The following is a 25,874-nucleotide window of genomic DNA, read 5'->3' on the forward strand; positions in this document are numbered from 1 at the left end:
CGAAGCGGCCGGCCGAAATATAATTCGGCCGGCCTAGGCATCAGAAAATGATCCGTGGCAGCGCCGCCCTGTGGCTCCCTCCACGCCATGCCCAAAAAATCATAACAACGAGCTCTTCTATAATTTCTCTATGCCCCCTTCTTGTGCTTATGGGGCTTAAGCCCGGGAGTATTTCCCGGCGTGCCTTTGTTATCGCGTTGACGCTGATCTGGCTTGCCGGTCGACTTGGCAATGCGTTTTGGACCTGGCTTGATGCTCATGAACACACTCCACTTGTCGCCGGCATTTAAAAAAGGCCGCTCGGCGTCGCCTTGAAACGGTCATGCCGAATTACGCGGGCAGGGCCAACTATCCTCATACTTAGTTATAAGCCACGGGCACATCAGGGCACCCTATCGAGAGCGCTCAAGAGACGCTCGGCATACGTATAAGCAGCGCTTTCAACCCGGGAGTGGCTAAAGCTGGTGACCCATAGCAACAGCATAATCCCTGACGCAGCCAGAGTGACCCCACCTTCAAAACCAGGGTGCAGTAAGGATCCCCAACTGGCTCCCAATGGGTTCAGCGCAAAAACGTTAGCCATGAAAAGTCCAATGACTAGGCCAATCACAGAGGTAGCAATGCCGAATGGCCGCAACGCGGACATGTTTCGAAAGAAGCCGTAGGAGACGTTTTCCTTCAAAACCAGCGGTTCGGTCGCCCTGGTTTTATCCCGAAGGACCGCCACTGCCGCTTCATATGTATGGTCCGCTTTGCGGGGATCAAGGCGCTCTCTCGCCGCCGTGGGCACGGTCAACCCAAGCTTGTCCCTAATCACGCCGTGGTAGCGCGCCTTTGTCTGCGGATTCAGACGCCCGTCCCGATGACGGAGCAGAATTGTAGAAGGCATACCTCCCCACTTCTCTACCAGTTTCGCCTCCAGCTGCTTTCCTTGAAATCTCGCGATACTGCTAAGTAGAAATGGAGCACAGAAGGTCACCATCATGGCAGCCAGAATCCTCATAGCATCAAGGTCTTCACGGCACGCCACGATGAACGACACACTCAAGGGCATCAGCACAATGAGAGCTGGCGCAAGCCTCGCTTTCCGATCGTAGGGATCGGTCACCAAGGGAATCAGTTCGGTTAGCGTATTTGTATTGGACATTCAGGCTCCGGCTTACCCAGTGACACTTGATCCGCAGCGTCTACTCGCTTACGGGAACAACAGATTGACCCAGCGAGATGCTGACTGCATCAGCGGAAACGATCACCATCAGAGCCGGAACACCGTCGGCTGCCAACCGGTCGGCGAGTGTGCTCAACAGCACTACGTCTGTTGGACTAGGGTTGGCGGAACATCCCTCGGGATGAGCGTGCCACTCTCCCACGTAGCTTGCCATCCTTGCCGTCAGCACCTCACACCGTTCAACATATTCTTGACTCCCTTCCTTGCCTCGCACGAAGCTGACGCTGTCGGCAACGCTGTCAGTCGGGGCCGCTGAAGCATCCACAATTGTCAAAGTCCGCAAAACTTGGTCGACCACTCCAACCAAGACTCCCCCCGTCTCATTCGGCAGTTGCTCCATTCTCATCCGGCGGAGCTTTTCTTCAAGGCCATCGTCCCAGCGGACACGCCAATCTCCTCTCTGCACCTCCTTGGTTCTGCTTAACTGGATGCAGTCAGTGGAGAGGGCGCCTGTGGCATCGTCCAACGTCCAGACTTGGGCGCAAGCATCCGAGTTAGCGACACTCATGCGGAGACGCCGCGCAAGGTGGGCGGAGTGTAGTTTTGCTAGATCGACGGGCAATCGAATGCTGTGATCGCGACACCCGCGACCAACTCGCACCTGATCTCCTTGCCGCAAATGGTTAGCTCCCCATTCTTCGTTGATTACCGCCCTGTAATACTGCGCCTCAAGTGATGCAAGGCGGATCGTGCGTCCAGCATCCTCAAGCAGCATCACGGCACTCAAGCCGTTGTGGGTGAAAAACACAGATGCACTTCGAGGAAGCTCACGCTCGGACCAGTCACGAGGCACATCGATGGTCGTAGAGGCATCCACAAGGAGATCTGCACTCTCCAATGCCGCCGTCACTGCTGGGTTAGACCAATCGTTAGCTTCAGCCACGATGGCAGAGGGCGTAGAGTCTTCTGTTCCAAAAACAAGGCCTAGTTGAGCACAAACTGATACGGCTTTGGGATGCCCCACCGCTTTGGAATTCACAATGTGCCTAATCAGGTTATGTGGCTCAACATAATCGGGATCGACACACGTCCACCGCCCCCAACCTTCTCTGACCCACGTGTCGACCAGCCCGCTACCCAAGGCCCCTACTCCGGCCAATACAGCGGAGAAATTGGCTCCTGTTTCCGATATTCCTGAGAATTGAAGGGCGTCCGAGCGAAGGGGAATGGTCTTGATGTCGGCAAGCACAATCTCCGCCGCTTTCCACCGCTCATCGGGTGGTTCCGCGGCGGCTCCCAGAAGTCCATCAACGGCGAATGGAGCACCGCCGGGAGTGGGCCGGAACAGACTTCCAATCTGAAGTCCCAGACTATTGATGTCCACAGTTGTAAGAAAGGCGCATGTATCGATGCGCTCCACCTGACCGTTTCGAAGTCGGGGTAACTGCAAGATCAACAGAGCTTTTCCGCTCGGACGTCCTGCCGACAGGTTGCTTCGGAACTGACGACGCACCGCCTCGCGCAAGGGTTCAAGTATGGATATCCCAAAGGAAGACAGTGCTTCATCGAGTCCACCTAAGTCTGTAGGCGGGCGCTGAATCGGGAGGTGCTCGACAGGCGATAGCTCTACCAGCAGCGGCTGGATTGGCACTCGGTTAGCAATATGCGCTGGGTCTGATGCAACAAGGCATAGGCCCAGGCGATTTCTTTCCAGTGCTGATAGGCAAATGGCCCCCAGGTCGTCGGCCGACTGGGTTTGGAAAGCCGCCGGCAATATGACGGTATGGCCAGTGCCGTAGAACAATGGCTCTAGCGGCTGATCAGCGGCATGCAAAGATCCCCTGGCAGTCTCACGTAGCCACCACAGAATTCGGCGCAAGTGACGTTGGGCAGTCCACTGACGCTCTTCATGAGCCCAGTTCTCATACAAACAAAGGGACGCCGGCTCATTGCTAGCGACCGCATTGAGATGGAGCAAGCTGGGAAACTGGCACCGCAATGCGCGAACCTCTGGCGGCCGTTTGCCAGATGGATCGAAACTTAGCCAGAGCCGCTCCCTTGGCTGGATGCCAACCTGATTGCCGGGGGCAACGCTGCCGTCGCCTACGTCAACGATGATCCCAAGCTGGCCTGGGCTTCCTCGTCGAAGCAGTCCAACAACCCTTACATCCGAGTGCTGCTGGCATGCCTCCAGCAGCTCAAGAAATCGCTGGCCTTCAGCCTCAGCATCGGCCATCTCCGCCGGCTGTCCCCATTCGTAGTAGTCAGCCATTTAAATGGAGCCAGCTCGCGGCGCGGCGGCCGCGGCAGTGGCGGCTGCAGCGGTGGCTGCTTCCACCGGACAAACCCGTGGGCCGTCGGTGGTGATCTCGATCTCAATAGGCTTGGGCGACCAGGTAAATGGCGTCTCCCCGGTGCACAGGAACTTGCCGCACTTGTCGTCGAGAATGTCTTCGTATTCCCGCTTAGCACGTGTGCAAGGCGGATCGCCATCGTCGTCTTTTACCGGCTTGCTGCTGGCAATGATCTTAGCCCCGTAGCGCGCCTGGCCCAGCGCAGAACGCGCGTCCGCAGAAACCTCGGCGTCTTCACCGCACTCGGACCAGCTGTCGCACGACAGCACGTGCCAAGAACAGTGATGAGGAGCTTGTAGAACGTCATACGCCAGCACTTCTGGCGCATCCTTGTGCTTGTTCCACAAGCGCTCCCAGATGGCCACTTCTGCATCACCGGCCGTTAGGAAGCGGAACTTTGCGTGGCCGGCCCAGGTCGCATTGATTTCAATGTTAAGGATGACACTGGACTGGTTCTTCGCTCGCAGCAAGACTTCCTCGTCGTCGTCGCAAACCAAGCTCGGCGCCAGCAAATGAGCAGAAAAATTGGAGTTTTTAACACCATTGAGCTTGGTCACAAACTCGCCGCTGCGGACGAGGATGGCCTCTAGACCCTTGGTCTTTTCGCCCTTATCTTCACCCATGATCTGGATTTGGTCACCCGCACCGGCCCATCCGAACTCTTTGAAGTGAGCTACGCGCCTACGGGCTTCGGTTGCCCAAGCCTTCGCATCGTCGCACAGCACATGCAGCTTGGAAGCCCGGCGGAACACAATGGGCGACGACCACATTTCCCGGATGACGATCCGCTTCTCGGCGGCCGGCTTCTTGTCGTCGGGGTAGTCCTCCAACTTGCCCAAGTAGAAGTGATTGCGGAGCCCGCGACAATGATCCTCATCCGGATGGCTCAGCAAGAAGGCATCCACATACGGGCGCCCGTTTTCGTCCAGCTTGAGTCGCTGCCGGAGGTCCTTGGCGACGTCGCGCGCCGTGGAGTCGGCAGGGTCATCGGCGGCCAGGCGGATGTTGCAATCGATCAGGATGGCGCTCCCGTCGACAAGTTGAACCAACGTCATATCGCCGTTCCCAACAGGGAAGAAGGTGAGCATCGGGGTCATATGAAACCTGCCTATTCCTGAGGCGGGCGTCGCATCGGCCCGCGGTGTAGAATAAGTACACTCACTAGATGCACCTAGTCAATACGCGAATAGTGAATCACCCCTTTCTCATTTGATATTGCGACTATGCAACCGATTGCAGCAAACCGTCGAGGCCGTTGGGGTCAAGACCGGCGCCTAGAGTTCATCGACTCCCGCCTGCAGTGGAGTGGGCGTTTGAACCGTTCCTCTTTGACTGAATTTTTCGGCATTTCGATTCCTCAGGCCTCCTTAGACCTGAGCGAATACCAAGCTCAAGCGCCGGGAAACATGGTCTACGATCGAAGCGAGAAGTTGTATCGCGCTACACCCGACTTCCGCCCCCTACTCATAGACCCCACAAGCAGCAGATATCTAGCTGAGCTTTACGCGCTAAATACGGGCATGATTCGCGCCGACGTTAGCTTTCTAACGGACGTTCCAAAGACGGCAGTTGTGCGACATCCCACAAGATCCGTCCAAACCGACCTCTTGCGAGCGGTATTGGCCGCGATTCGAGCGGGGGATAGCATTGAGATCAACTACCAGTCCATGAGTCGACCTGAGCCAACGCGGCGTCAGATCAGCCCCCGCGGGCTGGCTTACGATGGGGCCCGCTGGCATGTGCGCGCGTTTTGCCACAAACGTGAGGCTTTCTGCGACTTTGTCTTCGCTCGCGTGATGGACTATGTCGCTCCGCTGCCCGCCCAGCACGTTCCAGAAGTAGATGAGGAATGGGAGCGTCTGCTTACGATCGTGATCGGACCTCACCCGGGGCTGTCACCAGGGCAGCGAAGGGCTATCGAGCTCGACTACGAAATGGCCGATGGGCAGCTGGCTATCCCAACTCGCCAATGCTTGGCCTACTATCTCCTGCGGCGTCTTGGAGTTCATCGTCGAACGGAAGACTTACCAGGAAACGAACAGCAAATCGTTCTCCTGAATCGCGCAGAGCTTGCTCAGCATGTCCCAAGCCTTCTTGAACCATGACGCGCGGCCAGGCTGTGGAACTGTAACTGCGGCAGAAGCGGCCAGGCTGTGGACACTGTAACTGCGGCAGAAGACGTAATTAAGATGCCGCAGTGATATTCACATGGATTGACGAGTAGCGTCTCAGGTTGCTAGGCGTAAAGACAGCCGGCGCTGATATGGCGCAGCTAACATCAACTTCCCGCCGACTCCGCCATCTCGCGCAGACGCTTCAGCGCCTCTTTTTGCTTGGCGACAGGCAACCGAGACACGATCAGGATGATGTCAGCCAGCACGTCGGACGTGGCATGGAAATAAGCAACCGGAAGATTCAACGCCTTCGCTAGTGCCTCGGCTGTCGCCGGGTCAGGGTCATGTTGCCCCGTCTCGTAGCGGCTCACGCGAGTGGCTCCGGACACCGAGTCCACCATCCCGATGCGCTCCGCCAACTCGGCTTGGGTCCAGCCCATGACCATCCGCGCATGGCGCAGACGCGTGCCATAGACCGTGGCCGGTGTTTTGGGTTTGGGCATCGAGAAGATTGCACGAAAGCTGAATTCCCTCAGTGTGCCGCTTGGAAGCGGGCTTCTCATCTGCGATTATCGTAAATGCTGCCAGACCGGCGGTCTACAGGGGCTTTTCGTATGAAGCACACAGGACAAGGAGCGTTCGCTGCGCTCTTGGCGTTGACGCTCGTCTCGCCGTTCACCACTCAAGCTCAGGACGCCCAGCCGCAGAAGCCCGGCTTCTTCCGTCAGCTCGGAAAAAGCCTGGCCGACTCTGGCAAGCAGATGGTCGGTATCCAGCCGAACCCGGGCAGCAAAACACGCGCGCAAGGCACTGGCGCCATCTACGCTTCCCTTAACGGCGCCGGGAAGCTGCCCGGGCTCTTCAAAGGCGACAACCACCAGCAGGCCCAGCTCGGAAAGTTGGAGTGGCCCCGTGTCGCGCTCACGTTTACTGAGTGGGGCGCCTCCCTGCCCTGCTGGACGGTGGAAGCGCGCATCTGGACCAGCCCGACTGCCTCGAGCACCGAGACGTTTCGCACCTGTTTCGATGCAGCCGTGACGGAGACCGATGACTTGGGCGAGACCGCGGAGCTCAACACCTCCGCTCTGTGGAAAGGCAGGGATACCCTCAACGGCGTCCGCGTGCCTCCCAGCAAGCCCAACACGGGCGCCCAGCGCTCGACCGGCCCCAACCCCCGGCCCAGCCCTTTGTCGTCAACGTAAGCCGGCCAGGGGTTGCTGACCGTGCCGTGGACGTGTCGCTGCGCATCGCTTGGGTCGCCGGCTTTATTCAGACTGCCGACCTGCACCCGGGACCCTCCGGAATGCTGACGCCTTTCAAAGACACCAGGCTCTGGATCGCGGGCTTTAAGCCCGACGGCAACCGCGACAAGTAAGGCCCGCTCTCTCCCTTTCCATCTCACTCAGCAAAGGAACGACATGAAGAACACATGGATCGGCTTGGTCGCATTGACCATGGCCTTGGGCCTAACTGCCTGCGGCGGCAAGCCCTCGTCTGACAACGCCAAGGAAGCCTTCGTCCGGCTTTTGAAAGAAAGCGGTGCCGGCCAGGTCACCGATATCCATCAATTCGAACTTTCCGGCTGTGTGGAAGCCGAGGGCGCGGACGGCTACCGCTGCGACACCCGCGGCCAAGCCGTGCTCAACATGGAGGGCCGGCAAGTCCCCATCCCCGTGAGCAAGAACCTGCGCTACGCCAAGAGCGATGGCACCTGGAGGGCCTACGCCAAATGAAGACTCAACCGAACTCGATGATGGGAACGTCAGCCAGCGCTGCGGGTAGGATTGATGGGGATGGGGACGGCGCGCAGCGCGCTGCTCCCAAGAAAACCATGACGCCTCACAACCGATTCTTCTGGTGGTTCTCGCTGACCCTGCTCTTCATGGGTCCGCTTGGTTTTATCGTCGGGCCGCTCATGGCTCGCCGGGGCCTGCGGAGGGTGGAGCACCTTTACGCTTTCGAGGCCCATATGGCACGTCAGCGTGATCGTGGCTTCAGCTGGTGGCAGTGGTGGATCATGACGCCGCTGACCGTCATGGGGGCTTTTTGGGTTACCTCGGTGCTGAGCGGGCTGCCCATGGTGTTGGTGGTGCTTTGGCTGCAGCTAACCAGGTGACTATACAAGCACTCTTCGAAGGCAGCCGTCGTCTGCATCAGGCCACTTCGCAAAAAACTCACAGAATAAGCAAGTAAATTGCAATTTACACCCTATCCAAAAATTTACCGGCCAACCTCAAAATTCTTTTAGCGAACACCCCTAAATAAAAATATAAAAAGGGAGATGAACGAATTGTCGACAGGATAGTGGATCCATTTTTACGGATGACCACCTTACGCTCCATCGAACTATCATAAGGTGTTATCGAAACTATGTTTTTCTGCTTGAAGTATATTGGAATCGAAGTGGATTTATCGAAATCTGGATAAACATTTTGAAATTTTACCGACAAGTCGTCTTTATCTCTGTATCCACTCATTAATGGCCAGATAGCGACATCTTCATCTACGCCAGAAGCCTCTGTCGGAGACCCAATTGAGGAAACTACGCCAACATAGATCTTTCGGTCAGCCATCGAGATCATTACAGGTTCAAGCTCCGCAGCGATAAGCTTGTCCATTAGCAAGCGCAACATCGGCAAGTGGCTTACTGAGCTTTGCAGTAGAAATCTGTCGACAATGTCGTAATCAACCACCTCACCGGTCTTTTTTTCCAGCCTTTTCTTGTAACGCCTATACTGCATCCACGCCAATGGATATGGAGCAACCAAAGTCCCCAAACCCGCAAGGATCATGAACGTATAAAACTGACCCTTATTTAATTCCACCAGACCAAAAGAAGAAAAAACTTTCGCACCCAACGCCAAGTAGTCGGTGGAAAAGGCAGGGGTGCAAATAGATTTAGAAAAAAACAAGCACCGCAATGGCCAATCATGAGAAAACAACAAGCTTAGGATTGCCACCGAAAATAATGCAGCAAGTAAGCAAATAAAACCATTATAGGCCACCAATAGATAGAGGAGCTGCCCTTCGTATCTATGAAGCCTGAACCTTATAATCGGATTTCTAAAACAAAAAATGTAACCACTAACAAGCAGGGGCAAGATTAGAAGTAATCCCATCTCCGCCTACTTCTTCATATTCCTTAACATATCTTCGCGAAGCTTGCGCATCTGCTCTTCAACTTCTCCCGCTTCCAAATACATCATGCCGCCAGAAAGGCGCAGCGCCTTATTGGCTTTAAGAGCGCGAATAGCCTTCTTATCTTCAGCATCCTGACGCTCGCTGCTACGCGTAGGAATGGATGGCATAAAAAACATAGCTGATCCTCTTATCTGCACCCCGAATCTATCACAGAACCTGCCAACCTGGCAATACCAGCGATATCAAGGATATGGCCTGAGGCGTGAACGCCAAGATCTGAGGCAGATTGTGGTCAAGTTCGAAGATGAGTCTGCACTCATCATCCCCAACAAGCGCCTCGTCGCCTCCTGAGCGCCATGCTCGCGGCCGCACAGCATGTTAGACACCATAGATGCGAGCCTAGGCCACTGAATTGCTATAAGTTGCCCGAAAACTGCCCAAGGCAATATACGGGAAGCATGACGGGCGGGCTGAACTTAGCGAGCGTCGCCACCCGATCCGGCAAGCTCCTGCGATCAATGTAAAACTTCTCCAGCACCGTCTGCCCGGTCCCGTGGCCTGTAATCGCTGCAATGGCCGATGCTGACACCCCCGCCTCGTCGAGCTTTGAAGCAATGGTGTGGCGGAACCCGTGGAAGCCCTGCCCCTTCTCCGACACCCCTTGCCGCTTGATGTAGACGGAGAACTGGCGGCTCAGCTGCCGCCCATAGCCCAGTCCTGTCGAGTTGGGCAGGTCCGGGAATAGCCGCTCCACTCCAGCCTGTCGGGCCTCTTCCACGTAGGTCAGGAAGCCGCAATCGATCACCGGTTGAGCCAGCGGGATGAACCGCCGGCTGTGCTTGTTCTTGATGCTCTGCTTCTTCCCGATCTTCCGGACGAAGAAGCCGGGCACCCCGTCGATGGTGTCGATATCCTCCAGCCGGAGCTGCGCGATCTCGTTGACGCGAGCGCCTGAGTAGAGCCCCAGGATCGGGCCAAACCACCGATGGGGGTATTTCGACGCCCACTTCGGGAACTCCACCGGGTCAAAGATCGCCTTCAACTCGGCGTCGGTGAAAGGCGAACCGGTGTCTTCCGAGTCCGGCGTGGAAATCGCCCGAATGCCCGCCAGCGGGTTTACCGCCAGATGTTTGCCCTGGACTAGCGACACCAGAAAAACGCTCAACCGTTGCCGGTGCTTCGCCATGGTCCACGCCGCCGGCTCCGGTTCCTGGTTCTTCTTGGCCAGCTTGATGACCTCGGGCACCGACAGGTCTCGATAGGCCGGCCGCTTGGTCGCGTTCGAGGGCCAGTAACGCACGCCCTCGAAGAAGGCCCGCACGTGATCCTGGGTCAGCGAGGCAACGGGAATGTCCTTACCAACCAGCCCTTCAAACAGCCTGAGCGTGTGGCGGCTTTCCAGCACGGTCTTCTGATGCAGACGGGCCCCGGCCAAGTCCCTCAAATGATCGGCCATCGCCTTGGACAGCATCAGCGCCTTGGGGGCATCGCCGGAGATGCGTTGACTGCCCTCGCGCAACTGTTGCCGACGCTTGGCCAGCCTGGCCGCCATGACCTCGGTGGGCTCTGTCTGGCGCGCCCGCACCATCAGGTCTCCGAACAACCCAGCATCGGCGGGGTTGTCCAGCTGCGCTTGCGCGATGCGCGTGCCGTCCGGCAGCGTCACATCTTTCAGGGTCAGCTCTTTGATGTCCCCATTGCGAACCTTTTCCAGCAACTCTTCCAGATCCACGGTCATCCCTTTCCGCATGGCATCGAATGCCATCGATAGTGCCATCCCCATCGTGGCCGCCGCCAGCCTGGCGTGGTCACCACGACGGTTTCCCAGCGATCGGACAAGGTAACGCGAGCCAATCGAGGCTCGGAGATCGGTAGGGACAAAGAAGCGCGCATACAGGCCAGCCGAGCGCGACATCATCAGAGGCTTAGGCAAGATTGATACCTCAATTGATACCTCGAAGGGCATCGCTCGGAATCATCAATCGGCCTAATTTTCCAACTCAATCAATCACTTGCGGACTGAGTGGAAGCTCTGGAGCGGGCGATGGGAATCGAACCCACGTCAGTAGCTTGGGAAGCTACAGAATTTATCGTTCAGATCAAGGGCTTGAGTGAATTTGATGCTCCGCAAACCGTGGCTCGATTGGCAATAAATCCCCGTGTTTGCGATAGGATCGTGACGGTTTGCGGAGCGCTGTATCCACCCCTGAGACGGCGATCGGTCAGCCTGCCTGCATGCCTCGCCGTCCCCTGCAACCCGCCTGCCGCTGGGTCCATGTCTCCGCCGATGAGGCGCTGATGCACTTCAACTTCGGGTCCGTGGCCCATGTGACCCCAGGGCAGATATGGCTGCGCTGGCGCGGGATCACCATCAACGAGCCTCATCGCGGCAGCCTTCGTCAGGGAATGCGTTTCGCTGAGCGATGGATTGCGGCGCGGACCGGCCTGCCTGGTGTCAGGAAGGCGCCACGCCGTAGACCAGACGATAGCCAGCGGTGGCTCCTGCTTGCCGGTTGGCCGGCTAGGAAGTCGATCGGCCCAGCAATAAGGTATCGAGGTAGCTGCCAGGAGGACCTGATAGCTATGGAAGCGTCCCACCTGCCGCCCTACGTCCTATCCAACGATGCCTGGCCGTGAGGCACGTGCCCATGGCGAATCAGGCAGACAGTTCATCAACACATCACCGCCGGCGGCGCCGCTTGGTGAAAGTCGCCGGATCGAGTTCAGGATGGGCACGTGCAGCCGCTGCGGCAGCCATCTGCAGCCGGGAGGACTCAACCTCGTTGTTTACCTCGCTCTTCGCTATCCCATGCCACTTCAATAACCAAGCGTTCGCATAGCGAAGAGCGCCAGCCTCAGTCGCCATGCGGCGTTGCACGGTAGGCCCTTCACTGTAGGCGCGCGTCCGTATGAGGACAGTTCCATCCTCCTGAGCGTGAATTCGAATTACCGGTATGCCCTGGTAGATCAAATCCAGCCGCTCCTCCCACCGCTTCCAGTGCATAGCTGGGTCAGGAGAAACCGGCACTCGGTCATCCTCGGCGCTCATGCCGCCAGCCGATGCTCGTAGAACGGATGTCGCTTGTCGTCGAAGATCTCCTGCAGGGCCTGGAGGTTGGCCGGATCCGGATTGAGCCACGCGTCGACGTGCTCGGGCTTGATGTTGATGATGGTCCGGTCGTGCCCCACCGCTGCTACCTCGGGCTCAGGCTCATCGGTGATGGCCGCGAAGCTCAGCAGGTCCGGCTGCTCGCCGGCGGGATCTGTCCAGCGGGACCACAGGCAGGCCACCAGCATTGGCTCGCGGTCGCTGGGCTGGAACTGCACCACACGGTTCTTGCCGTCCGGCCCCTCAACGTTCTCGTAGAAGCGGCCGACGACCACCAGCCCGTGCGTATAGCCGAACTGCTCGCGCCAGAAGCCCTGCAGGTTATCCCGGCGGGCGTTGTACGTACCGGGATACTTTGTGTCGTAGATCGGGGGCTTGCCAGCAGGGCGGCACTGGTAGCGCATCGGCTTGATGACGCGCTGGCCGCCCTCAGAGATGATCACCGGTGCGTAGTAGCCCGGGAAGATGCGGTAATCCCGCGCCTTGGGCTCGGTCCGCTGCAGGTCCGCGATGCGGCCCTTGATCTGCTCGATCTTGGTGGTGGCGATGCGCTGGTCTGTCGCCGCCTTTTTGGTTGGCTTGCCGCTGGCCAGCACCCGCTCGGCATCCGCCAAGCGCCGGGCCTGCTTGAACAGCTCCTGCTCCAAGGCCTGCATGTCCTCGGCGTCCCACGCGGACAGCTCGGCAGCGATCGCGGCAACCCCGCCCTCCCCGCCCGCGCGAAATGCATCGTCCAATGCCTTCGGGGTCTTGGGACGCTTCTCCGCCGCGCCCTGCCGCAGCCACAGCTTCGAGAACTCCTCGATCGACATGATCGCGCCGAAGTTGCGCACCAGCTTCCGGTAGTCGGCCTGGATCTCAGCGGAGTAGCACATGGGAGCCTCTCAACAGTCGCGGTCGCAGTGCTCAAGGCCATGCCAAGCCAAGATCTCATCGAGCCGCCGGGAGACGAATTGGGCATCCTCCGCCGTGATGGCGCCGTCGCCGACAACGTCTGCCATCCCGGCGAACGCCTGCCAGAAATGGCAACGGTCGGGGCTGCTCTTCAGCAGCGGCTGCACCGCCGCGTCGAGGTTTTCCAGGTGGGTTCGGAGTTCGGTTCTGTCCATGCCGCCAGTATCGACTGGACCGTCTCACGGCTTGAGACGCTGGGCCGTACACTGATTTTCATGGAAACCAGCACCCTGAGCCTGTTCGAACAACTGCAGCAGCGCCTGGCCTGTGCCTCTGAACCGCTGGAGGTGCTCAATCAGTTCGAAGCTGAGCTGCTCTATGCATTCCCTGCTGACGCGCCAATCATCGTTGAGTTGGTGGCATCATGGGGCCATCGCCTGGGCGTACTGTCGCGCGAAGACTTGCAAGGCTTCGTCTAAGCGCCAGGCTCGTTGTTGATCCATCTCATGGTTGGATGTTTCCCCATGGACCCAGCCGCCGCCCCGGAAGCGGCGCGCCATCTTTGCATTGCCCGTCTTTCGTCAGGCGTCACAGCAGCAGGTGGCGTTGCTGGTATGGCCAGGATGCCTATCTGGCGCAGCCTAGGCCATCAGAAAGCCACCCGCTGCAACATCAGGCTTATCCTGATCACCGCCTGCGGCCAGCTAGTACCCCGTGACTTCCCAGTCGATCAACAGCGTGCCGGACGTGGCCGTGGTGGTGTACGAGCCCGTCACGTTCGCCTGGGCTCCGATCGTTCCATACGAGCTGTTGGTGTAAATGCTGGCCGTGGTGGTGCCGGGAAGGCTGCCGAGGCCGCAACGCGCCGACAGCACCTTTCCAGCCAGGGCAACCGGTAAAGCCGAAGTCCAGTTGAAGGTGCCTGCAGCCGTGACGTTGATGGCCAGACGCCCGAAATTGCGTGTGACCAAGCGCCTCTGGCCATCAACCACTGCCTCATATTGCTCGAAGCCGCTGCCGAAGCGTCGGACGACTTCACCGGCGAACTGGCTGGTAGAGAGCACTGGCCGGTAGATCGTGTCCGCGACCAACGAGGATGGGTGGTTGAAGCCTGAGCCACCGAACTCACCATTCGGGTTTGGGCTCGTCGGCCTGCCGAACAGATCGTTGCTCTTCACAGTCGGCTTATTGAGCGCCGGGTAGATCTGCCCAAAGTCGCAAGACACTAGCGCTCCGGCCTGCACGCCGCCGGCAGAGAACTGGAATCGCCCGCCCATGCTCACCAGGGCCACTTCCAACACCGGGTCGCGATGCTCGCCTGAGTTGTAGGCTCCGACCATGTCGTAGACGGCAAGGTTCGAGCCGAACCGCTCGACCTTGATGACCAATTGGCCGCCGGTGTTGTTGAGCGTTACGGCCTGATCCAGCTGCTGCACACCGGCATCGCCGTAAACCGAGTTGCCGTAGTAGACCCGCAGCCGATACTGGCCCGACGCCACATCCCGGTAGATGTGCAACGCCTCCTCACTGCCATAGCCGTATTTGACCGTGACCGGCTGATAGGTGGCTCCCTGGGCGGGGATCTTGGTGCCATCGATGACCAGCTGTGCGGTGAAGCCCACCGTGGAATACATGGGCGCCGGGAATGCGCCGGCCACCGGAGCAATGGGGTTGCGCTGCTGTACATAGCCGCGGGTCGGGTCGAACCCGTCGCGCGCCATGCACGTGGCACGGTGGAAATCGAGCAGGCCAAACCCGCTGCGCCGCGCGTAGCTGCGAATCAAGCCAGCGGAGCGGTCACGTGCCTCCTGCTCTTCGATGCTGTTGTGGGACGTGGCCGGATTCGGCACAAGGTTGGTGCAGAAGATTCGGTCCGGGACCTTGGCCCACGCAGCCATCTTGGAAACGATCGACTCGATCGCGGACCTGATACCTCCGGCCGGATTCATGCCGAAGGAGAAGATCACCACATCGGGATTGAGCGATTGGATGTACGACAGCCACGAATTTGCGGTGTTGGTGTACCACTCCGGATAGGTCGCCAGGGTCGGCTTGCCATCCAGGTCGGTATAGGTGGTCCCGCCGATGGCCCGGTCGTAGAACGTCACCGCCTTGGGGGCGAGCTGCTGACGCATCTCGGTGCGAACGCACTCGGTGAGCATGCCGACCACGTTGGCGTTGCTGTTGGCATAATAAGTGCTGATGCTGTCGCCGACGATCACCACGACCGGCGCCGCCGCGGCCTGAAGCTGCGGCAGGTGCTTGGGCAGCAGGTCCCGCGCGGAGAACGTGAAATCCGGCGCTGAATCGGGGATCACGTTCTTGCGATAGAGCCCACTAACGCGGCCGGATCCAGTAAGGACCGTATCGATGTAGCTGGACAAATTGCCGTCGGTCTCTGGGATGTCCAGTGAACCCGCCACGTCCAGCTTGCGGGTTGCCTGCGCTGCCGGATACAGCGCCACAGCACTGTTAACCTTGAGGCCGTTGTACTCGACCACCGACTCCTGAAGAGCGGCCTGGCCGATCGAGATGTCCTCGATCGCCTCGATCATGCCAGGCGCCGGCGGCAGCAGCGCAAGCCGGGCTCGGACCGATTTGCCGTCGCGCAGCAAGCGCAACTCGTCGGTCAATGCGGGAGCAACAAGACCTAGATCGCTTTCGGGGATCACGTCATTGAGGTTCATCAGAGCACCTGTGCTGCGTCGACCGTAGAGGTGACGTTGTTGATGGAAATGGCATTTCGGATGCTGACGTCGCGGAGTAGGTCTTCACCCCACTGAACTACCGAGACCGGCTCGCCCAGCACCGCCAGTAGGCAGTCGCGAGCAACCGCGTCGGCCGTAGCTGCGTCGCGCCCCTGGTGGGTCAAACTTGTCTCGATCGGAATTCCCAATGCGCTGAGTTGCGCGCTTCCATCAGGGTGGATAGCTCTGGCGCTAGCCGAGAAAATAATCACCGCGCCTGCGGCGGCTCGCGTGCACATAACGGCTACCAAAATGCCTGCATCAAGCTCGATCGCTGCCTCAAGCAGTCGCACAGGCACGTCATCTCGTTTGCTGTAGCTCATAGGGCCTGTTTCGCGTTGTGATGGGGAAATAAATATTTCTGGTCGTCGCCGACGAGAAAAACACGATCCGACCATTCACCGGCGCAGCTGATGTGCTGCACCTCGATGTGGCCCAGCGCTTCGACATTAAGAATTTCATCGGCGCCGGAGCCATCGATCATCACGAGCTTGCCGCGAAGGTCTTCGGCGGGAATGAAGTCGCCGTTACACACCAAAATCGGCGCATCCATAGAGCACGTGAGCTGGTGCCTCCCGATCTCTGACGTGATGCACACGCCTTCGGCCTGCTTACGCTGGCTATAGGTCACTCGCACCCATGCATCGCCGACGCCGCGCAGAAAGTCGCCCACCTGCACCTCATGCGCGCGGATAACTCCTCGCGCGCGCTCAATCACCCATGCGTTGACGGACGGGCATGACCCAGCGCCACCTGATCCGCCGCCACCGCCGATACTGCCGCCACCGCTACCTGATTGGCCAGCAGCTGGAAACGTGACCGTGATCGGCGCTAGCGCGATCCGACCGTCGACATTTGCAGAATCGACGATGTTGCTCGCCAGGCCCATGACCTTGCTTCCACCCGTCAGCTGAGGGTCGTCGTAGTACAGGTAGTACTTAACGACCTGCCCTGCTGCTCCACTCACGGTTGCACTGGACGGTCCATAGTTGATCGTCTTGCTTCCGATTACGAGGCTGCCAGCGGATGCACTGATCGTGGCAGTTGCAACGCCCTCAGCTGTAGTGCTGGCAGCGTAGGTCACTGAGGTCGCCAGCCCCCACATGCTGGCTTGATTCGCCACCGCGTTCGTTGGCAAAGCGGCGGCACCCTCCCTGTTCGTCGTCGCCACTGTGCTTGTCACATTGACCCAATTGGATTTGCGTCCATTTCTAGCGACGGCACGGATCTGGATTTCATACTGAGCACCTCGGGTCAGACCATCCAAGGTGACATCGCTGCTTGCGGCAACTACTTGAACCACCCACTCCGTTGGTTCAGCGCCGATGATGCGATAGCGGACTTCATGAAACTGCGCGGGAGCACTCATTGCATCACCATGCTGACTTCGAACCCCGAGCCTTTGCGTAGGCCGATCGAGACGCGTGGTGTGCGAATACCTGCATCGTCTGTAGTGCCATTGACCAGGTTCGATACAACAGCGATCACCTCGGGGTCATCGGGGCCGTCGTACAGCGCGCCGGATATCTCAGATGTGATTTCAGTGGGAGGATCAGCCCAATACGGACCCATGCGCGGGTCGTTCTCCACCGCACTGAAGGTGGTGTTCAAGTCCTTGTCGCATTTCCAGGATGTAACCAGCAGCGACTTCGTTTCCTGGTTGGTCAGCCCTACGATGCACGCGTCGCCGGGCCTTACATCGGTGGGTAATTCTTGAAGTGCGAACACGTTAGACAGGCCCCCGGCACCGATAATCCGAACCACTTCCACGTCTCCGGTCGATAGCCGTAGCTGGGCGCTGTAGCTGCTGCCGGCAACGGTCTCTATCGACTCATCCAACACGATTAGCGCCGTTGCCCCGGGGATGTCTGTGACCTGCTCTAACCTCAGCACCCTGCCCCACCCGGTGCCCCATTCCGTCACGTCGTGGGCAACATCGACCAGATCGCCGCTGGTCACGCCTAACCCTGCGATGTCAGAGCGCCAGGTGATGTTGTTCTGACGGAACTTGCCCTGACCCATGTGGTAGCGCGCCAGTTGCCAAGCCTGGAATGCATCCATCTCCTGCTCAATCTTGAGCGTCTCGTACAGACTGGGCTCCGGTGCGGTGGAGGGATTGCCGCGCGCGTCCACTCCGCGGTAGCTGTAACCATCGTCCAGCACGATGATCTCATCCTCTTGCCAGTCGGCCGCCGGGTTCTTGAACTGCACGCGCAGGGCGTGCGGCAGATCAGTGAACGTGCGGCTGATCGATAGGTTTTTCGTGTCCAGCGGAGAGAAGCTCATGCTGCGCACCTGCTCGCCGCTGTCGTACACGATGCAATACTTCCCGTTGCGGTTACCCAGACGGCCGAGCGACCCCGCCAATAACCCCTTGATCAGCTCCCACGCGGTGGTGGCGCTGTCACAGACTTTGCTCGCTGTGAAGCCCTTTGCCTCGACCCATTCTGCATAGTCGGCAAACGAGTCCAGATCGATGCGTGATGCATCGACATGCACCGACAGTGCCGGGCACTCGCGCATCAGCCAGTACACGTTCCACGCCGCGTTGGTGCATGGTTGTGGTGCCGACCAAGTGCCGACTGCCCGCGAGTAGATCTTGACTCGCTGCCGCACCCTGCAACTCACTGTCTGCAACGTGCCGGTCAACTGGTCGGTGCCCTTGATCCGCATGGCCAGCTTCCAAGTCCCAGTGGTCGACGGGTTGGTGTATTTCACCGAGCGAAGGATTGCCCAGGTGCAGGCATCAACGTAGGTGTTGTCAGCACTACCTCGCCGCGCGGCAAGCCGCGTGACCTGCACGTCGTACTGCCCCGCCGGCACGTCCCAGGCCATGCCGGCTGAAAATGGCTTCTTGCTTTCCTTACTAACGAAAGCGTTGCAACCGGGGATGTTCTCGCTCGCGTAGGGAGGCGCTAGCCCGCCCCAGCGGACGTTGGTGGGTTGCAGCCACGCAGTCGTCCCGGTCTGCCGATAGAGAACCTTGAATGCGTTCGACAACCCGAAGGTCTTGTTGCTGGTACCAACTCCGAACAGACCCTGCGGGTGAACGATATCGATGCTGATTGCCTGCGTTCCAGGCGAGGTGGTGCGCTGAACAACGTCTCCATTCTCCATCGAAGACCCGACGGAGGCCTCGAACACATCATTGGTGTACAGCGTCGGCGTGCGGGTGACTTCGTACTGCACATCGTCGTAAGACTCGATGGAGGTATCCCCAATCTTGATCTCCGATACTTCGATGTCCCCGTGACCAAGATCGAACATGCAATGGAAATAGGCGTTCTCGCCCACGACCTCGTTGTACTGCACGGCCGCGATAGTGGGAAACAAGCGGCAGTCGCCGATTACGAACGGGATCACGCCCCAAGGGTTGTATGAGTTCGACGACCCCGTGAGCTGGTTCCATTGCCCTGCAGTTGCGTTAGATCCCCCGGACGGCGTGGGCGGGGCGATCAGCGCGTTCACTGCAAGCGAGGCAGCCAAGGTGATTGCAGCGCCCCACGTTGCAGCGGTACCGAAACCGGCTGCACTGGCAGCTGCCCCGCCCAGGTACGGCGCGAACCAGGCCACGACGATCAGCACCACTGCACCTAGGATCTGCTTCCACCCACCGCCGCTCCCAGCCAGTGAGTTTCTGGTAACGGTGATGCATGCCCCCGCCTTCGGCCTCAGCTTCCCCCACCATGCGCGAGGAACGATGTAGCCGGCGACACGAACCTCGATGTCGTCCGATATCTCAGCCCCACCACTGGCTTGATTGAGCATTTGCAGCAGCGTCTGGCCAGCCGCGACGGGCACGCATCCAGGCTCTGCCAGCGGGTGCGTGCGAAGAATCATGTCCACTAGTCGATGCACCTGTAAAAGCCTTCGATCCGGGAGGACCACATCGGCGAGTTGAGTCGTTCAATGCGTGAGGTGCGGCCCTCTTCGCAGTGCAGGAATCCGCCCCGGCCGTCGCAGATGCCAACGTGCCCCGGCTTGCCTGCAATGTTGAAAACCACCACATCGCCCTCTTGCGGGGATGCAGTGGCGATCCAACCTTGCGCCTGCGCCGGAGAGTCAACGATCGGCAGCGCCCTTCCCTGGTCAGCCAACACCTCGGCGACGAGCACGCGGCAATACTTATCTCCTGTATACGGCCGGCCAACGTAGCTGCCGAGATTCATGGCCATAGACCCCGCGAGTTGCTTGGCGTGTAGGTCTGCGCGGGGACGCCTTGATTGGCGTAGTTCTCGATGTAGCCGGCCGTCAGCGATACGGTCATCACGTCGATGTCGGAGCCGAGAATCGAGAAGTCGAATGGGCCGATCTCAACCACATCAGGCGACGAAGCCATCACCACCTCCAGCGTGCACGTGGGGATGCCGCTGAGGTTTCTGATCAGGCGCGCCACTTCCCGATCAATGTTGTCGATGCTGATCGTGATGCTGCTGGGTGCCTCTTCGCTGTCTTCGGGCAAATCTGCCGTGAACGGATACGGCACGTATTGGCCCACCGCACGCATCACGGCGTCGGTGTTATGCACGATGCGAATGGTTTCAATATCCGGATGGTTGATCGTCAAGCACTGGAGAAATACCTCGTCGGTATCGGCTGCCAAAATCGCGCGGGTTGCAGCAGGAGAGAGGGTTCGCATCAGGTGGTCAACCCATTGTTGTCGACGTCAATCAGCACACTGCGATTTTCATCGCTGAGCAGGAACTTCCCATTGAGCTGGCTAAATAACTTCAGTTGGAGCGAGGCGCGGAAGAGCCATGGAGTTTCGTCCGAGATAGAGGGCCGCTGCTTGAATTGATAGATCGCGGGGCGTCGACTTGGGTCTCTGAAGTCCACCCATTCAAATCGATGAACTTCTCTCAATGTGATCGAGAAGAAGTCCAGCAGGACCTGTACCCCAGATGCCGGCAGCAACATGGCAAACGTGACGTCTTCCGTAGTGCTGGTGAAGCGGCGACGTCCCTTATCGGCCGCGTCCATTTCTGACCAAACAACGTTGGATCTAGTCGGAACCCACGTCGAACCCTGCCGCAGCGGCGCGCCAAGGGAGGATGGCCATTTTTGTAGGTCAGCCACGCCTTGCCCCCTTCGGCACGACGCCGAATCGTTGTTGCATTGATTTATCGACACCACCTGAAGCGATGGCCTGGCTCACCTGGTTCTTGATAAATGCCTGGATATCCAAGCCGCCAGATTCATTGGGGCTCGACACCGCACGGTCTTCGTCGGCGCCCTTCTGAATAACCAGGTTGAACATCGGCTTCACAACGGTCGCAGCTCCGGAAGCTGCTGCAGTTGGTGCAGCGGGGACGACCTGCCCGCGATTGCCAGGAATCAGGTAGCTGCGGCCGCCTTGCTGGAACAACTCAGGCTTGCCGCCCTCTCCAACTTCGTACAGAGAGCCCGGAGAAACCGGGCCGCCTTTCGCCCTGCCGCCACCGAAACTGGTCCAGCCGCCGCCGGCGAACGAATCGGCATTGCTGCCGAAGTTGAGGTTGCTGCCAGCTCCGGCGCTGGTGCCAGTCCATGTGGACGCCGCTCCGCCACCCATGAACCTACCTAGCAGGCTGACTGCTCCCTGCTTGTAGAGATATCGAGACAGGTCCGCAATCATCGAATCGATCAAGCTGCTGAAGGATAGCTTCCCGGTCTGAGCGAACTGCACGAACGCGTCTTCGCCAGCACTCAGGCTGTTGGACAGGAATGAGCCGGCCTGCTCCGATGCGTTCTGCGCGGCGAAGGCGTAGTCCTCCCAGACGCGGGTGAAGCCGGTGCGCCAGTCGCCGAGCAGCTGCATGCGCTGCTGCTGGTAGTTGCGCTCGATGTCGAGCGACCGCGCGAGGCTCCCATCTAGTTCCGCAATTTGGGAGTTGTACGCGCCGGGGCTCAGCGCAGTGTTCTTGTCCAGCTGTGCTTTTTCGAGCTTCTCGCGCTCGCGCAAGTACTCTCGTTGAATCTCCAACTGACGCTGCAGCATTTGCGTGGCGTCGGCGCCACGGCCGATGCCCATGAGATCGACATTGGACTGCTCCTGTCGCTGCTTCTCAAGCTGTTTTAGTCGCTCGGTGAGAGCTGCCTGGGCTGCCAGCTCGCGCTGAGTGCGGAGCGATGCGTCGTTTATCTTCTCCTGCGTCACCAAGTGAGCAAGCTTCGCGTCGACCAGATCCTTTTCGGCCCTCGTGGCTTTCTGGTACGTATCCCCGGCCCGTGTCCTTTCGGCGAACTTCTCTGCTGCAGTCAGCTTGTCCGTCGACAACGCCTGAGCATCTATCGCCGCCGTCTGCTGGTTGATCTGGTTGATCAGCGTCGCGAACGACGTGTCCTTTCTTCCGATGCCCTCTCGCTGGTTGAACTGCTTGTCGATCTGGGCGTTGGACTGCGCGATGAGGCGCTGCATGGAGCCGTCGGTCAGACGCGAGTCTGGATTGCCTTCGTTGTCGCGATAGCCCTCCAGCTTGTTGTAGATCTCGATGATTTTATTGCGTGCTGCCAGCTTGGCGGACTCGCGATCAAGGCCGGCGAGCCTTCCCTCCAGTGCTTCCCGTGCAGCGGCGGCCGCTGCCTGTTGCTCCTTCGCCACTGCCGCCAGCTCTTCGTTGTACTTACGGTTGTCGGGCCTCTCTTCGTTGATAGCGGCCGGCAACCCGTACGGATTGCGCGCCTGGGCCGATAGCCGGTTCATCTCTTCCTTCAGGCCGGCCAAGAAGGCGAAGCCGGTGCGCGGTCCTGCGCTGGCCAGCTTTGCAATCCAGGAATCTTGAAGCCCATTGGCGCGGCTCACCTCACCGAGCGCCCCGCTGAAGTTCACCAATGCGCCCCATGCGCCGCTGATCTCGTCCTTGATGGTGCGCCAACCTTGCGCCATCCCGGGCATGACGGCCTCGGTCTGGTTCGCAACGTTGATGGACCGCTCGTAGTAGAGCTGAAGTGCTTCAGCCACCGCCTCCTGCTGCCTACCCTCTTCCTGCAGCGTGATGATCCGCTGCAGCTGTGCGGTGTTGAGAAAGCCTTCCTGCTTGTTGAGCTCCACCAACGCATCCACAGGATCACGTGCGATGCGCTGGAATGCCTCGACGGTCTTGCTGGTCGCCTGTCCGGTGGACGCCTCCATGCGTGCCGCTGCTTCGGACACCATCAGGAACTGCTTGCCCGCAAACTGGCCCGACGCAGCGACGGCAGTCAGCGCGTCCACAGCGCCGCCGCGCGTCACACCGGCCAGCTTGTCCAGGTCCGACACCAGGCCGCGGAACTGCCCGCCACTGATGTCTGCATTGCGACCGGTGAGGATCAGGTTCTTCTGGAAGTCGAACAGTTCATCCTGTCCCTGCTTCAGGGCCACCGCCAGCGCCAACGCGGCGGCGGCAGACACCGTCAACGGATTGACCATGCCCATCACGTAGGACGTCACCGCCTTCGCTGCCGGGCCGATGCCGCCGAGCTGGTCCTTCAGCTGGCCGCCCTGCTGGATCGCCACCATCCAGATCGGCTGCCCGCTCACGATGCTGGTGACGATGTCCGTCATCTGCGCCGGGATCATGCGCATCGCTGCTGCCGTCTGGCGTGCCGACATGGCGTACTGCTCGTTGGTGTTCTTCGACTTGAGCAGCGCCTGCCGGCTTGCTTCGATCTGCGCCTGGTACTGCTGCATCACCTGCGGCTTGATCAGGCCCAGGTCGCCGGCACGTTCCAGCTTCTCCTCCATTTCGGCCAGGCGATTGAGCCCGGCCACGGTGGGATCGATCTGGGCGAGCAGGCGCTTGAGGTTGAGTTCCTGCACCTCCGCCGCGCGCGCCGCCTCCCTGGCCTGATTGGTGGTGCGCGCCTCTGCCTCCTGCAGTGCGCGTGCCCGCGCGACCATGCGTTCCTGTTCCGTGCCTGCGCGCGACAGCGCTGCCGCCTGGTGGTCTATGCCGGCAGCCGAGTCGCGAGCCGCCTCGGCCAGCGCACGGTCCGACACGTTGGCCGTGCTCTGCGCCTGCGCATACGCCATGGCCTGCTGCGCGACGCTGCGGTAGCGCGCCTCCTGCTCGGCCAGCTGACGCTCCAGCTTCTCCGATGCGCTGGCGGTGGCCATGGCACCGGCGGCGGCGTCCTTGCCCGCAGCGCTGTACGCCTGCAGACCGGCAGCAGTACCGGCCAGCCGGCCCTCCATGGCCACCAGCGCGCTGACGATCTCGGCCTGTGCGCGGTTCATGCCCTGCAGCTCGGCAATGACCGTGCCGGTACCGACGCCGATGCGATCCAGCGCGCCACCCAGGCGGTCGCCCAGCACCACCGCCGAGCGGTCGATTGAGCGCGACATGGACTGGAAGTAGCGCTCCAGCCGGTCCGCCGAGCCGCTGGCCTTGTCGGCGGCGGCCGCGTTCTGGTCCAGCGCCTTCGTGCTTTCCACAAGGCCACTCGAATCGACCCGAAAGCCAAGTTCGGCGATATCCATCAATCAGCTCCAGGTGTTGCTCGGTTCGGGCGACCGCTCACGGGCCGCTGTTTGTTCTTCGCGCACAGCGCGCAGGTAGGCGTCATCCATCGCCATGAGCATTGCCACCTCCTGCGGCAGGACGTCGCAGGCGGCCATCTCCTGCCACGCGCGCAACTCGGCATAGGACAGGGCCTCAGGACCGCTACGGCGCCGTCCGGAGAGCAGCCAGAACCAATCCCAGACATGCGCCGCCTCTTCCGGCATGTCGACGTCAGGCGTTGGCTGCTCGAAGCGCGCATTGCGCGCGCGTCGTGTCTCGCCCTTCGCGTCCGGCATGTCGTACCGGACGGTCAGATACGTGGCGTCAGCTATCCGCGTCTTCAGCGCTGCGAAAAAACTCCGCGCGATTGCCCAGCTCCACCTCCAGCTGGTCGCCGATCCACGGCAGCTCCTTCAGCACTTTGCGCAGGGCTTCGTCGGTGAGCGGCGGCTTGGCACCGTGGAAGGTCAGGTCGCCCTGCCAGTCCCAGGCGCCCACGGAGGCGACCAGCATGTCGGTGCGGCCCTGCTCCATCTTGGCGGCAGTCACCTTGCCCTTGCCCTGCAGGCGGTCGTCCAGCGCCTTGCGGCTGGCCGCGCGCACATTCGGGTGGGTGTCGGGCAGCAGCGTGATGCGCAGGCCCACTGGAGCCTCGGTGGCGGGGTGCTTGATGTCGATGGCGCGCTCGGCGGCCACGATGGTGGTCAATTCGGTCATGAGTGATCCTTTGCGATCGATCCTGGAGGTGAAGCAGGAGAAGCCGGCCGGATCAGATCCGGCATGTCAGGCGGCCGCCCTATCCCCTGCTGTTCGGTTACGGGGTGACGGGCGCCGGAACCTCGATCGGTTCCTGGTTCAGGGCGAGCGAGTAGACGTGCAGGACGAAGTCCTCATTGCGGCCGCCGGGCGTGCGCGGACCGGCGACCAGGCCGCGCATGTACTCGGTTTCGCCGCTGGGGCGCTCGACCTTGAATGCGTAAGCGCTGGCGACATTCGGACGGCCTGCGGCGCGCATGGCGATCTGTCCCGGGTCCGCCAGATTGCGGGCCATCTCCACCTCGGGATCGCCGGCGTTCGAGATGCCCTTCCCCTTCAGGGCGACCGTGGTGTCCCACGTGTCGTAGGTGACAATGTTGGTGGTCAGACCGCGCTCGCCGACGCTGCCGACCTTCTTCACCTGGACGTAGGTCAACGCCTCGAACTGGGTCTTGGTCAGATCCTCGTTCTGCGGCGTGACGCAGATGTAGAGCTTGGAACCGCTGTTGGTTTGTGCCTCAGCCATTGCTGATATCTCCTCGCGTTGGGCATAAAAAAACCCGCCACGGGGCGGGGTCTTGGGGTGTTGCATGGGTCTGGCGTATCAGGCTGCGAACAGCTGCGGCGTCACCTTGGATTCCAGGGCTAGGCGCCGCGCCCGCAAATGCGGCAGAGCGCGGCGGCGCTCAAGCATGGCCAGCGCGCCAGCCGACGCCTTCGCCTTCGACTCGCGATCGTCGGCGTCGACCTGCTGCAGCTGCTGCCAGTAGCTCAGCGCGTGCGCCGCGCCGTTGCGGCGGCAGTTACTGAAGGCTTGGACCAGAGCGATCTTCAGGGACCGCACGCGGTCGGTGTTGCGGCTGAAAGACAGCAGCAGGTAGCACTGGTCCTCGTTGAGCAATGCGATCTCCTGATCGCCGCCGCCATGCTGCCCCCTGGGTCTTGCCCGGATTTCAAATCCGACCAACCCGAAAGATTGCAGGTCGGGTAGGTAGCGCCTGATCAGCTTGATCGTGCTGGCGTGGTCCGTGCCAAGGTTCTGCGCGATCTGGATGCTGTCCACGCGCGGTTCGCCGGCGGCGACCGCCAGCTGGATGACGTTGTTCATGTGCATGCTCCGATGCGTCTCCGA

Annotated in this window: 25 protein-coding genes and 1 pseudogene; 5 read left to right on the forward strand and 21 right to left on the reverse strand. The window is 60.1% G+C overall.

The features are described from left to right. Window positions 1-382: 382 nt before the first annotated feature. Genes ACCQ12_RS15080 through mblB form a run of 3 tightly spaced genes read right to left on the reverse strand, consistent with a single transcriptional unit; the run spans window position 383 to window position 4,619 of the window. Entirely contained in the window at window positions 383-1,147 is a 765-nt protein-coding gene (locus ACCQ12_RS15080; protein WP_372382106.1) for a hypothetical protein, read from the reverse strand. A 40-nt stretch (window positions 1,148-1,187) separates the two neighbouring features. Continuing rightward, a complete protein-coding gene (gene cap2-3 / locus ACCQ12_RS15085; RefSeq protein WP_372382107.1) occupies window positions 1,188-3,440 on the reverse strand; it encodes an anti-phage 6A-MBL system cap2_3 protein in 2,253 nt (750 codons plus the stop codon). Beyond that, window positions 3,441-4,619 carry an anti-phage 6A-MBL system MBL-fold protein gene (gene mblB, locus ACCQ12_RS15090; RefSeq protein WP_372382108.1) on the reverse strand — a complete coding sequence of 393 codons (1,179 nt, stop codon included), beginning with the start codon at window positions 4,617-4,619 and terminating at the stop codon, window positions 3,441-3,443. It lies immediately after the preceding gene. Window positions 4,620-4,835: 216 nt separating this feature from the next. Here mblB and ACCQ12_RS15095 point away from each other — a divergent pair, with 216 nt between their 5' ends. After that, a complete protein-coding gene (locus ACCQ12_RS15095) occupies window positions 4,836-5,627 on the forward strand; it encodes a helix-turn-helix transcriptional regulator (RefSeq protein ID WP_372382109.1) in 792 nt (263 codons plus the stop codon). A 173-nt stretch (window positions 5,628-5,800) separates the two neighbouring features. Here ACCQ12_RS15095 and ACCQ12_RS15100 read toward each other — a convergent pair whose 3' ends face one another. Further along, window positions 5,801-6,139, reverse strand: coding sequence for a helix-turn-helix domain-containing protein (locus tag ACCQ12_RS15100; protein ID WP_228963092.1), 339 nt, complete (start codon window positions 6,137-6,139; stop codon window positions 5,801-5,803). A gap of 111 nt (window positions 6,140-6,250) precedes the next feature. Here ACCQ12_RS15100 and ACCQ12_RS15105 point away from each other — a divergent pair. From ACCQ12_RS15105 to ACCQ12_RS15115, 3 genes and pseudogenes are all read left to right on the forward strand, one after another. Beyond that, window positions 6,251-7,011 (forward strand): annotated as a pseudogene (locus ACCQ12_RS15105) (hypothetical protein). Window positions 7,012-7,054: 43 nt separating this feature from the next. Further along, window positions 7,055-7,369 (forward strand): hypothetical protein, encoded by a 315-nt coding sequence (locus tag ACCQ12_RS15110; protein WP_372382110.1) that lies wholly within the window; start codon window positions 7,055-7,057, stop codon window positions 7,367-7,369. Further along, the gene (locus ACCQ12_RS15115) at window positions 7,366-7,752 is read left to right on the forward strand and encodes a hypothetical protein (RefSeq protein ID WP_372382111.1); all 387 of its coding nucleotides are present in this window, start codon (window positions 7,366-7,368) and stop codon (window positions 7,750-7,752) included. Before ACCQ12_RS15110 ends, ACCQ12_RS15115 begins: the two co-directional genes overlap by 4 nt. Window positions 7,753-7,837: 85 nt before the next feature. Here ACCQ12_RS15115 and ACCQ12_RS15120 read toward each other — a convergent pair whose 3' ends face one another. The 5 genes from ACCQ12_RS15120 to ACCQ12_RS15140 form a co-directional block, all read right to left on the reverse strand. Next, entirely contained in the window at window positions 7,838-8,755 is a 918-nt protein-coding gene (locus ACCQ12_RS15120) for a hypothetical protein (RefSeq protein WP_372382112.1), read from the reverse strand. Window positions 8,756-8,761: 6 nt separating this feature from the next. Beyond that, a complete protein-coding gene (locus ACCQ12_RS15125) occupies window positions 8,762-8,953 on the reverse strand; it encodes a hypothetical protein (RefSeq protein WP_180314282.1) in 192 nt (63 codons plus the stop codon). Between the two features lie 239 nt (window positions 8,954-9,192). Beyond that, on the reverse strand, window positions 9,193-10,743 hold the full coding sequence (locus tag ACCQ12_RS15130; protein WP_372382113.1) for a tyrosine-type recombinase/integrase: 1,551 nt from the start codon (window positions 10,741-10,743) through the stop codon (window positions 9,193-9,195). A gap of 1,079 nt (window positions 10,744-11,822) precedes the next feature. Further along, window positions 11,823-12,761: an SOS response-associated peptidase family protein gene (locus tag ACCQ12_RS15135; RefSeq protein ID WP_372382114.1), complete on the reverse strand. Its 939-nt coding sequence runs from the start codon at window positions 12,759-12,761 to the stop codon at window positions 11,823-11,825. 9 nt (window positions 12,762-12,770) lie between these two features. Beyond that, on the reverse strand, window positions 12,771-12,995 hold the full coding sequence (locus ACCQ12_RS15140) for a hypothetical protein (RefSeq protein WP_372382115.1): 225 nt from the start codon (window positions 12,993-12,995) through the stop codon (window positions 12,771-12,773). A 60-nt stretch (window positions 12,996-13,055) separates the two neighbouring features. On the opposite strand from ACCQ12_RS15140, the gene ACCQ12_RS15145 reads away from it, so the two are divergent. Then, window positions 13,056-13,259 carry a hypothetical protein gene (locus tag ACCQ12_RS15145; protein ID WP_372382116.1) on the forward strand — a complete coding sequence of 68 codons (204 nt, stop codon included), beginning with the start codon at window positions 13,056-13,058 and terminating at the stop codon, window positions 13,257-13,259. Window positions 13,260-13,484: 225 nt separating this feature from the next. Here the strand turns inward: ACCQ12_RS15145 and ACCQ12_RS15150 are convergent, their stop codons facing one another. The 12 genes from ACCQ12_RS15150 to ACCQ12_RS15205 all read right to left on the reverse strand — a co-directional run bounded on the left by ACCQ12_RS15150 (window position 13,485) and on the right by ACCQ12_RS15205 (window position 25,850). Beyond that, window positions 13,485-15,467, reverse strand: coding sequence for an SGNH/GDSL hydrolase family protein (locus ACCQ12_RS15150; RefSeq protein ID WP_372382117.1), 1,983 nt, complete (start codon window positions 15,465-15,467; stop codon window positions 13,485-13,487). Further along, a complete protein-coding gene (locus ACCQ12_RS15155; RefSeq protein WP_372382118.1) occupies window positions 15,467-15,850 on the reverse strand; it encodes a hypothetical protein in 384 nt (127 codons plus the stop codon). Before ACCQ12_RS15155 ends, ACCQ12_RS15150 begins: the two co-directional genes overlap by 1 nt. Then, entirely contained in the window at window positions 15,847-16,896 is a 1,050-nt protein-coding gene (locus ACCQ12_RS15160; protein WP_372382119.1) for a fibronectin type III domain-containing protein, read from the reverse strand. The genes ACCQ12_RS15155 and ACCQ12_RS15160 overlap by 4 nt, the downstream gene beginning before the upstream one ends. Continuing rightward, window positions 16,893-19,367 carry a TipJ family phage tail tip protein gene (gene gpJ / locus ACCQ12_RS15165; protein WP_372382120.1) on the reverse strand — a complete coding sequence of 825 codons (2,475 nt, stop codon included), beginning with the start codon at window positions 19,365-19,367 and terminating at the stop codon, window positions 16,893-16,895. The genes ACCQ12_RS15160 and gpJ overlap by 4 nt, the downstream gene beginning before the upstream one ends. Window positions 19,368-19,372: 5 nt before the next feature. Continuing rightward, window positions 19,373-19,696, reverse strand: a complete 324-nt coding sequence (locus tag ACCQ12_RS15170; RefSeq protein WP_372382121.1) for an NlpC/P60 family protein — start codon at window positions 19,694-19,696, stop codon at window positions 19,373-19,375. Continuing rightward, entirely contained in the window at window positions 19,693-20,166 is a 474-nt protein-coding gene (locus tag ACCQ12_RS15175; RefSeq protein WP_372382122.1) for a DUF1833 family protein, read from the reverse strand. The genes ACCQ12_RS15170 and ACCQ12_RS15175 overlap by 4 nt, the downstream gene beginning before the upstream one ends. Continuing rightward, the gene (locus tag ACCQ12_RS15180; protein WP_372382123.1) at window positions 20,166-20,507 is read right to left on the reverse strand and encodes a hypothetical protein; all 342 of its coding nucleotides are present in this window, start codon (window positions 20,505-20,507) and stop codon (window positions 20,166-20,168) included. The genes ACCQ12_RS15175 and ACCQ12_RS15180 overlap by 1 nt, the downstream gene beginning before the upstream one ends. Window positions 20,508-20,595: 88 nt before the next feature. After that, on the reverse strand, window positions 20,596-23,964 hold the full coding sequence (locus ACCQ12_RS15185; RefSeq protein ID WP_372382124.1) for a phage tail length tape measure family protein: 3,369 nt from the start codon (window positions 23,962-23,964) through the stop codon (window positions 20,596-20,598). 3 nt (window positions 23,965-23,967) lie between these two features. Next, window positions 23,968-24,282 (reverse strand): phage tail assembly chaperone, encoded by a 315-nt coding sequence (locus ACCQ12_RS15190; RefSeq protein ID WP_372382125.1) that lies wholly within the window; start codon window positions 24,280-24,282, stop codon window positions 23,968-23,970. Window positions 24,283-24,310: 28 nt separating this feature from the next. Next, complete coding sequence (locus ACCQ12_RS15195; protein ID WP_372382126.1) at window positions 24,311-24,703, reverse strand: hypothetical protein; 393 nt, start codon at window positions 24,701-24,703, stop codon at window positions 24,311-24,313. A gap of 97 nt (window positions 24,704-24,800) precedes the next feature. Further along, entirely contained in the window at window positions 24,801-25,268 is a 468-nt protein-coding gene (locus ACCQ12_RS15200; RefSeq protein WP_372382127.1) for a hypothetical protein, read from the reverse strand. Between the two features lie 78 nt (window positions 25,269-25,346). Next, a complete protein-coding gene (locus ACCQ12_RS15205; RefSeq protein ID WP_372382128.1) occupies window positions 25,347-25,850 on the reverse strand; it encodes a Rha family transcriptional regulator in 504 nt (167 codons plus the stop codon). Window positions 25,851-25,874 lie beyond the last annotated feature (24 nt).

This window comes from Xanthomonas sp. NCPPB 1068, assembly GCF_041479385.2.
Classification (GTDB): Bacteria; Pseudomonadota; Gammaproteobacteria; order Xanthomonadales; family Xanthomonadaceae; genus Xanthomonas; species Xanthomonas cannabis.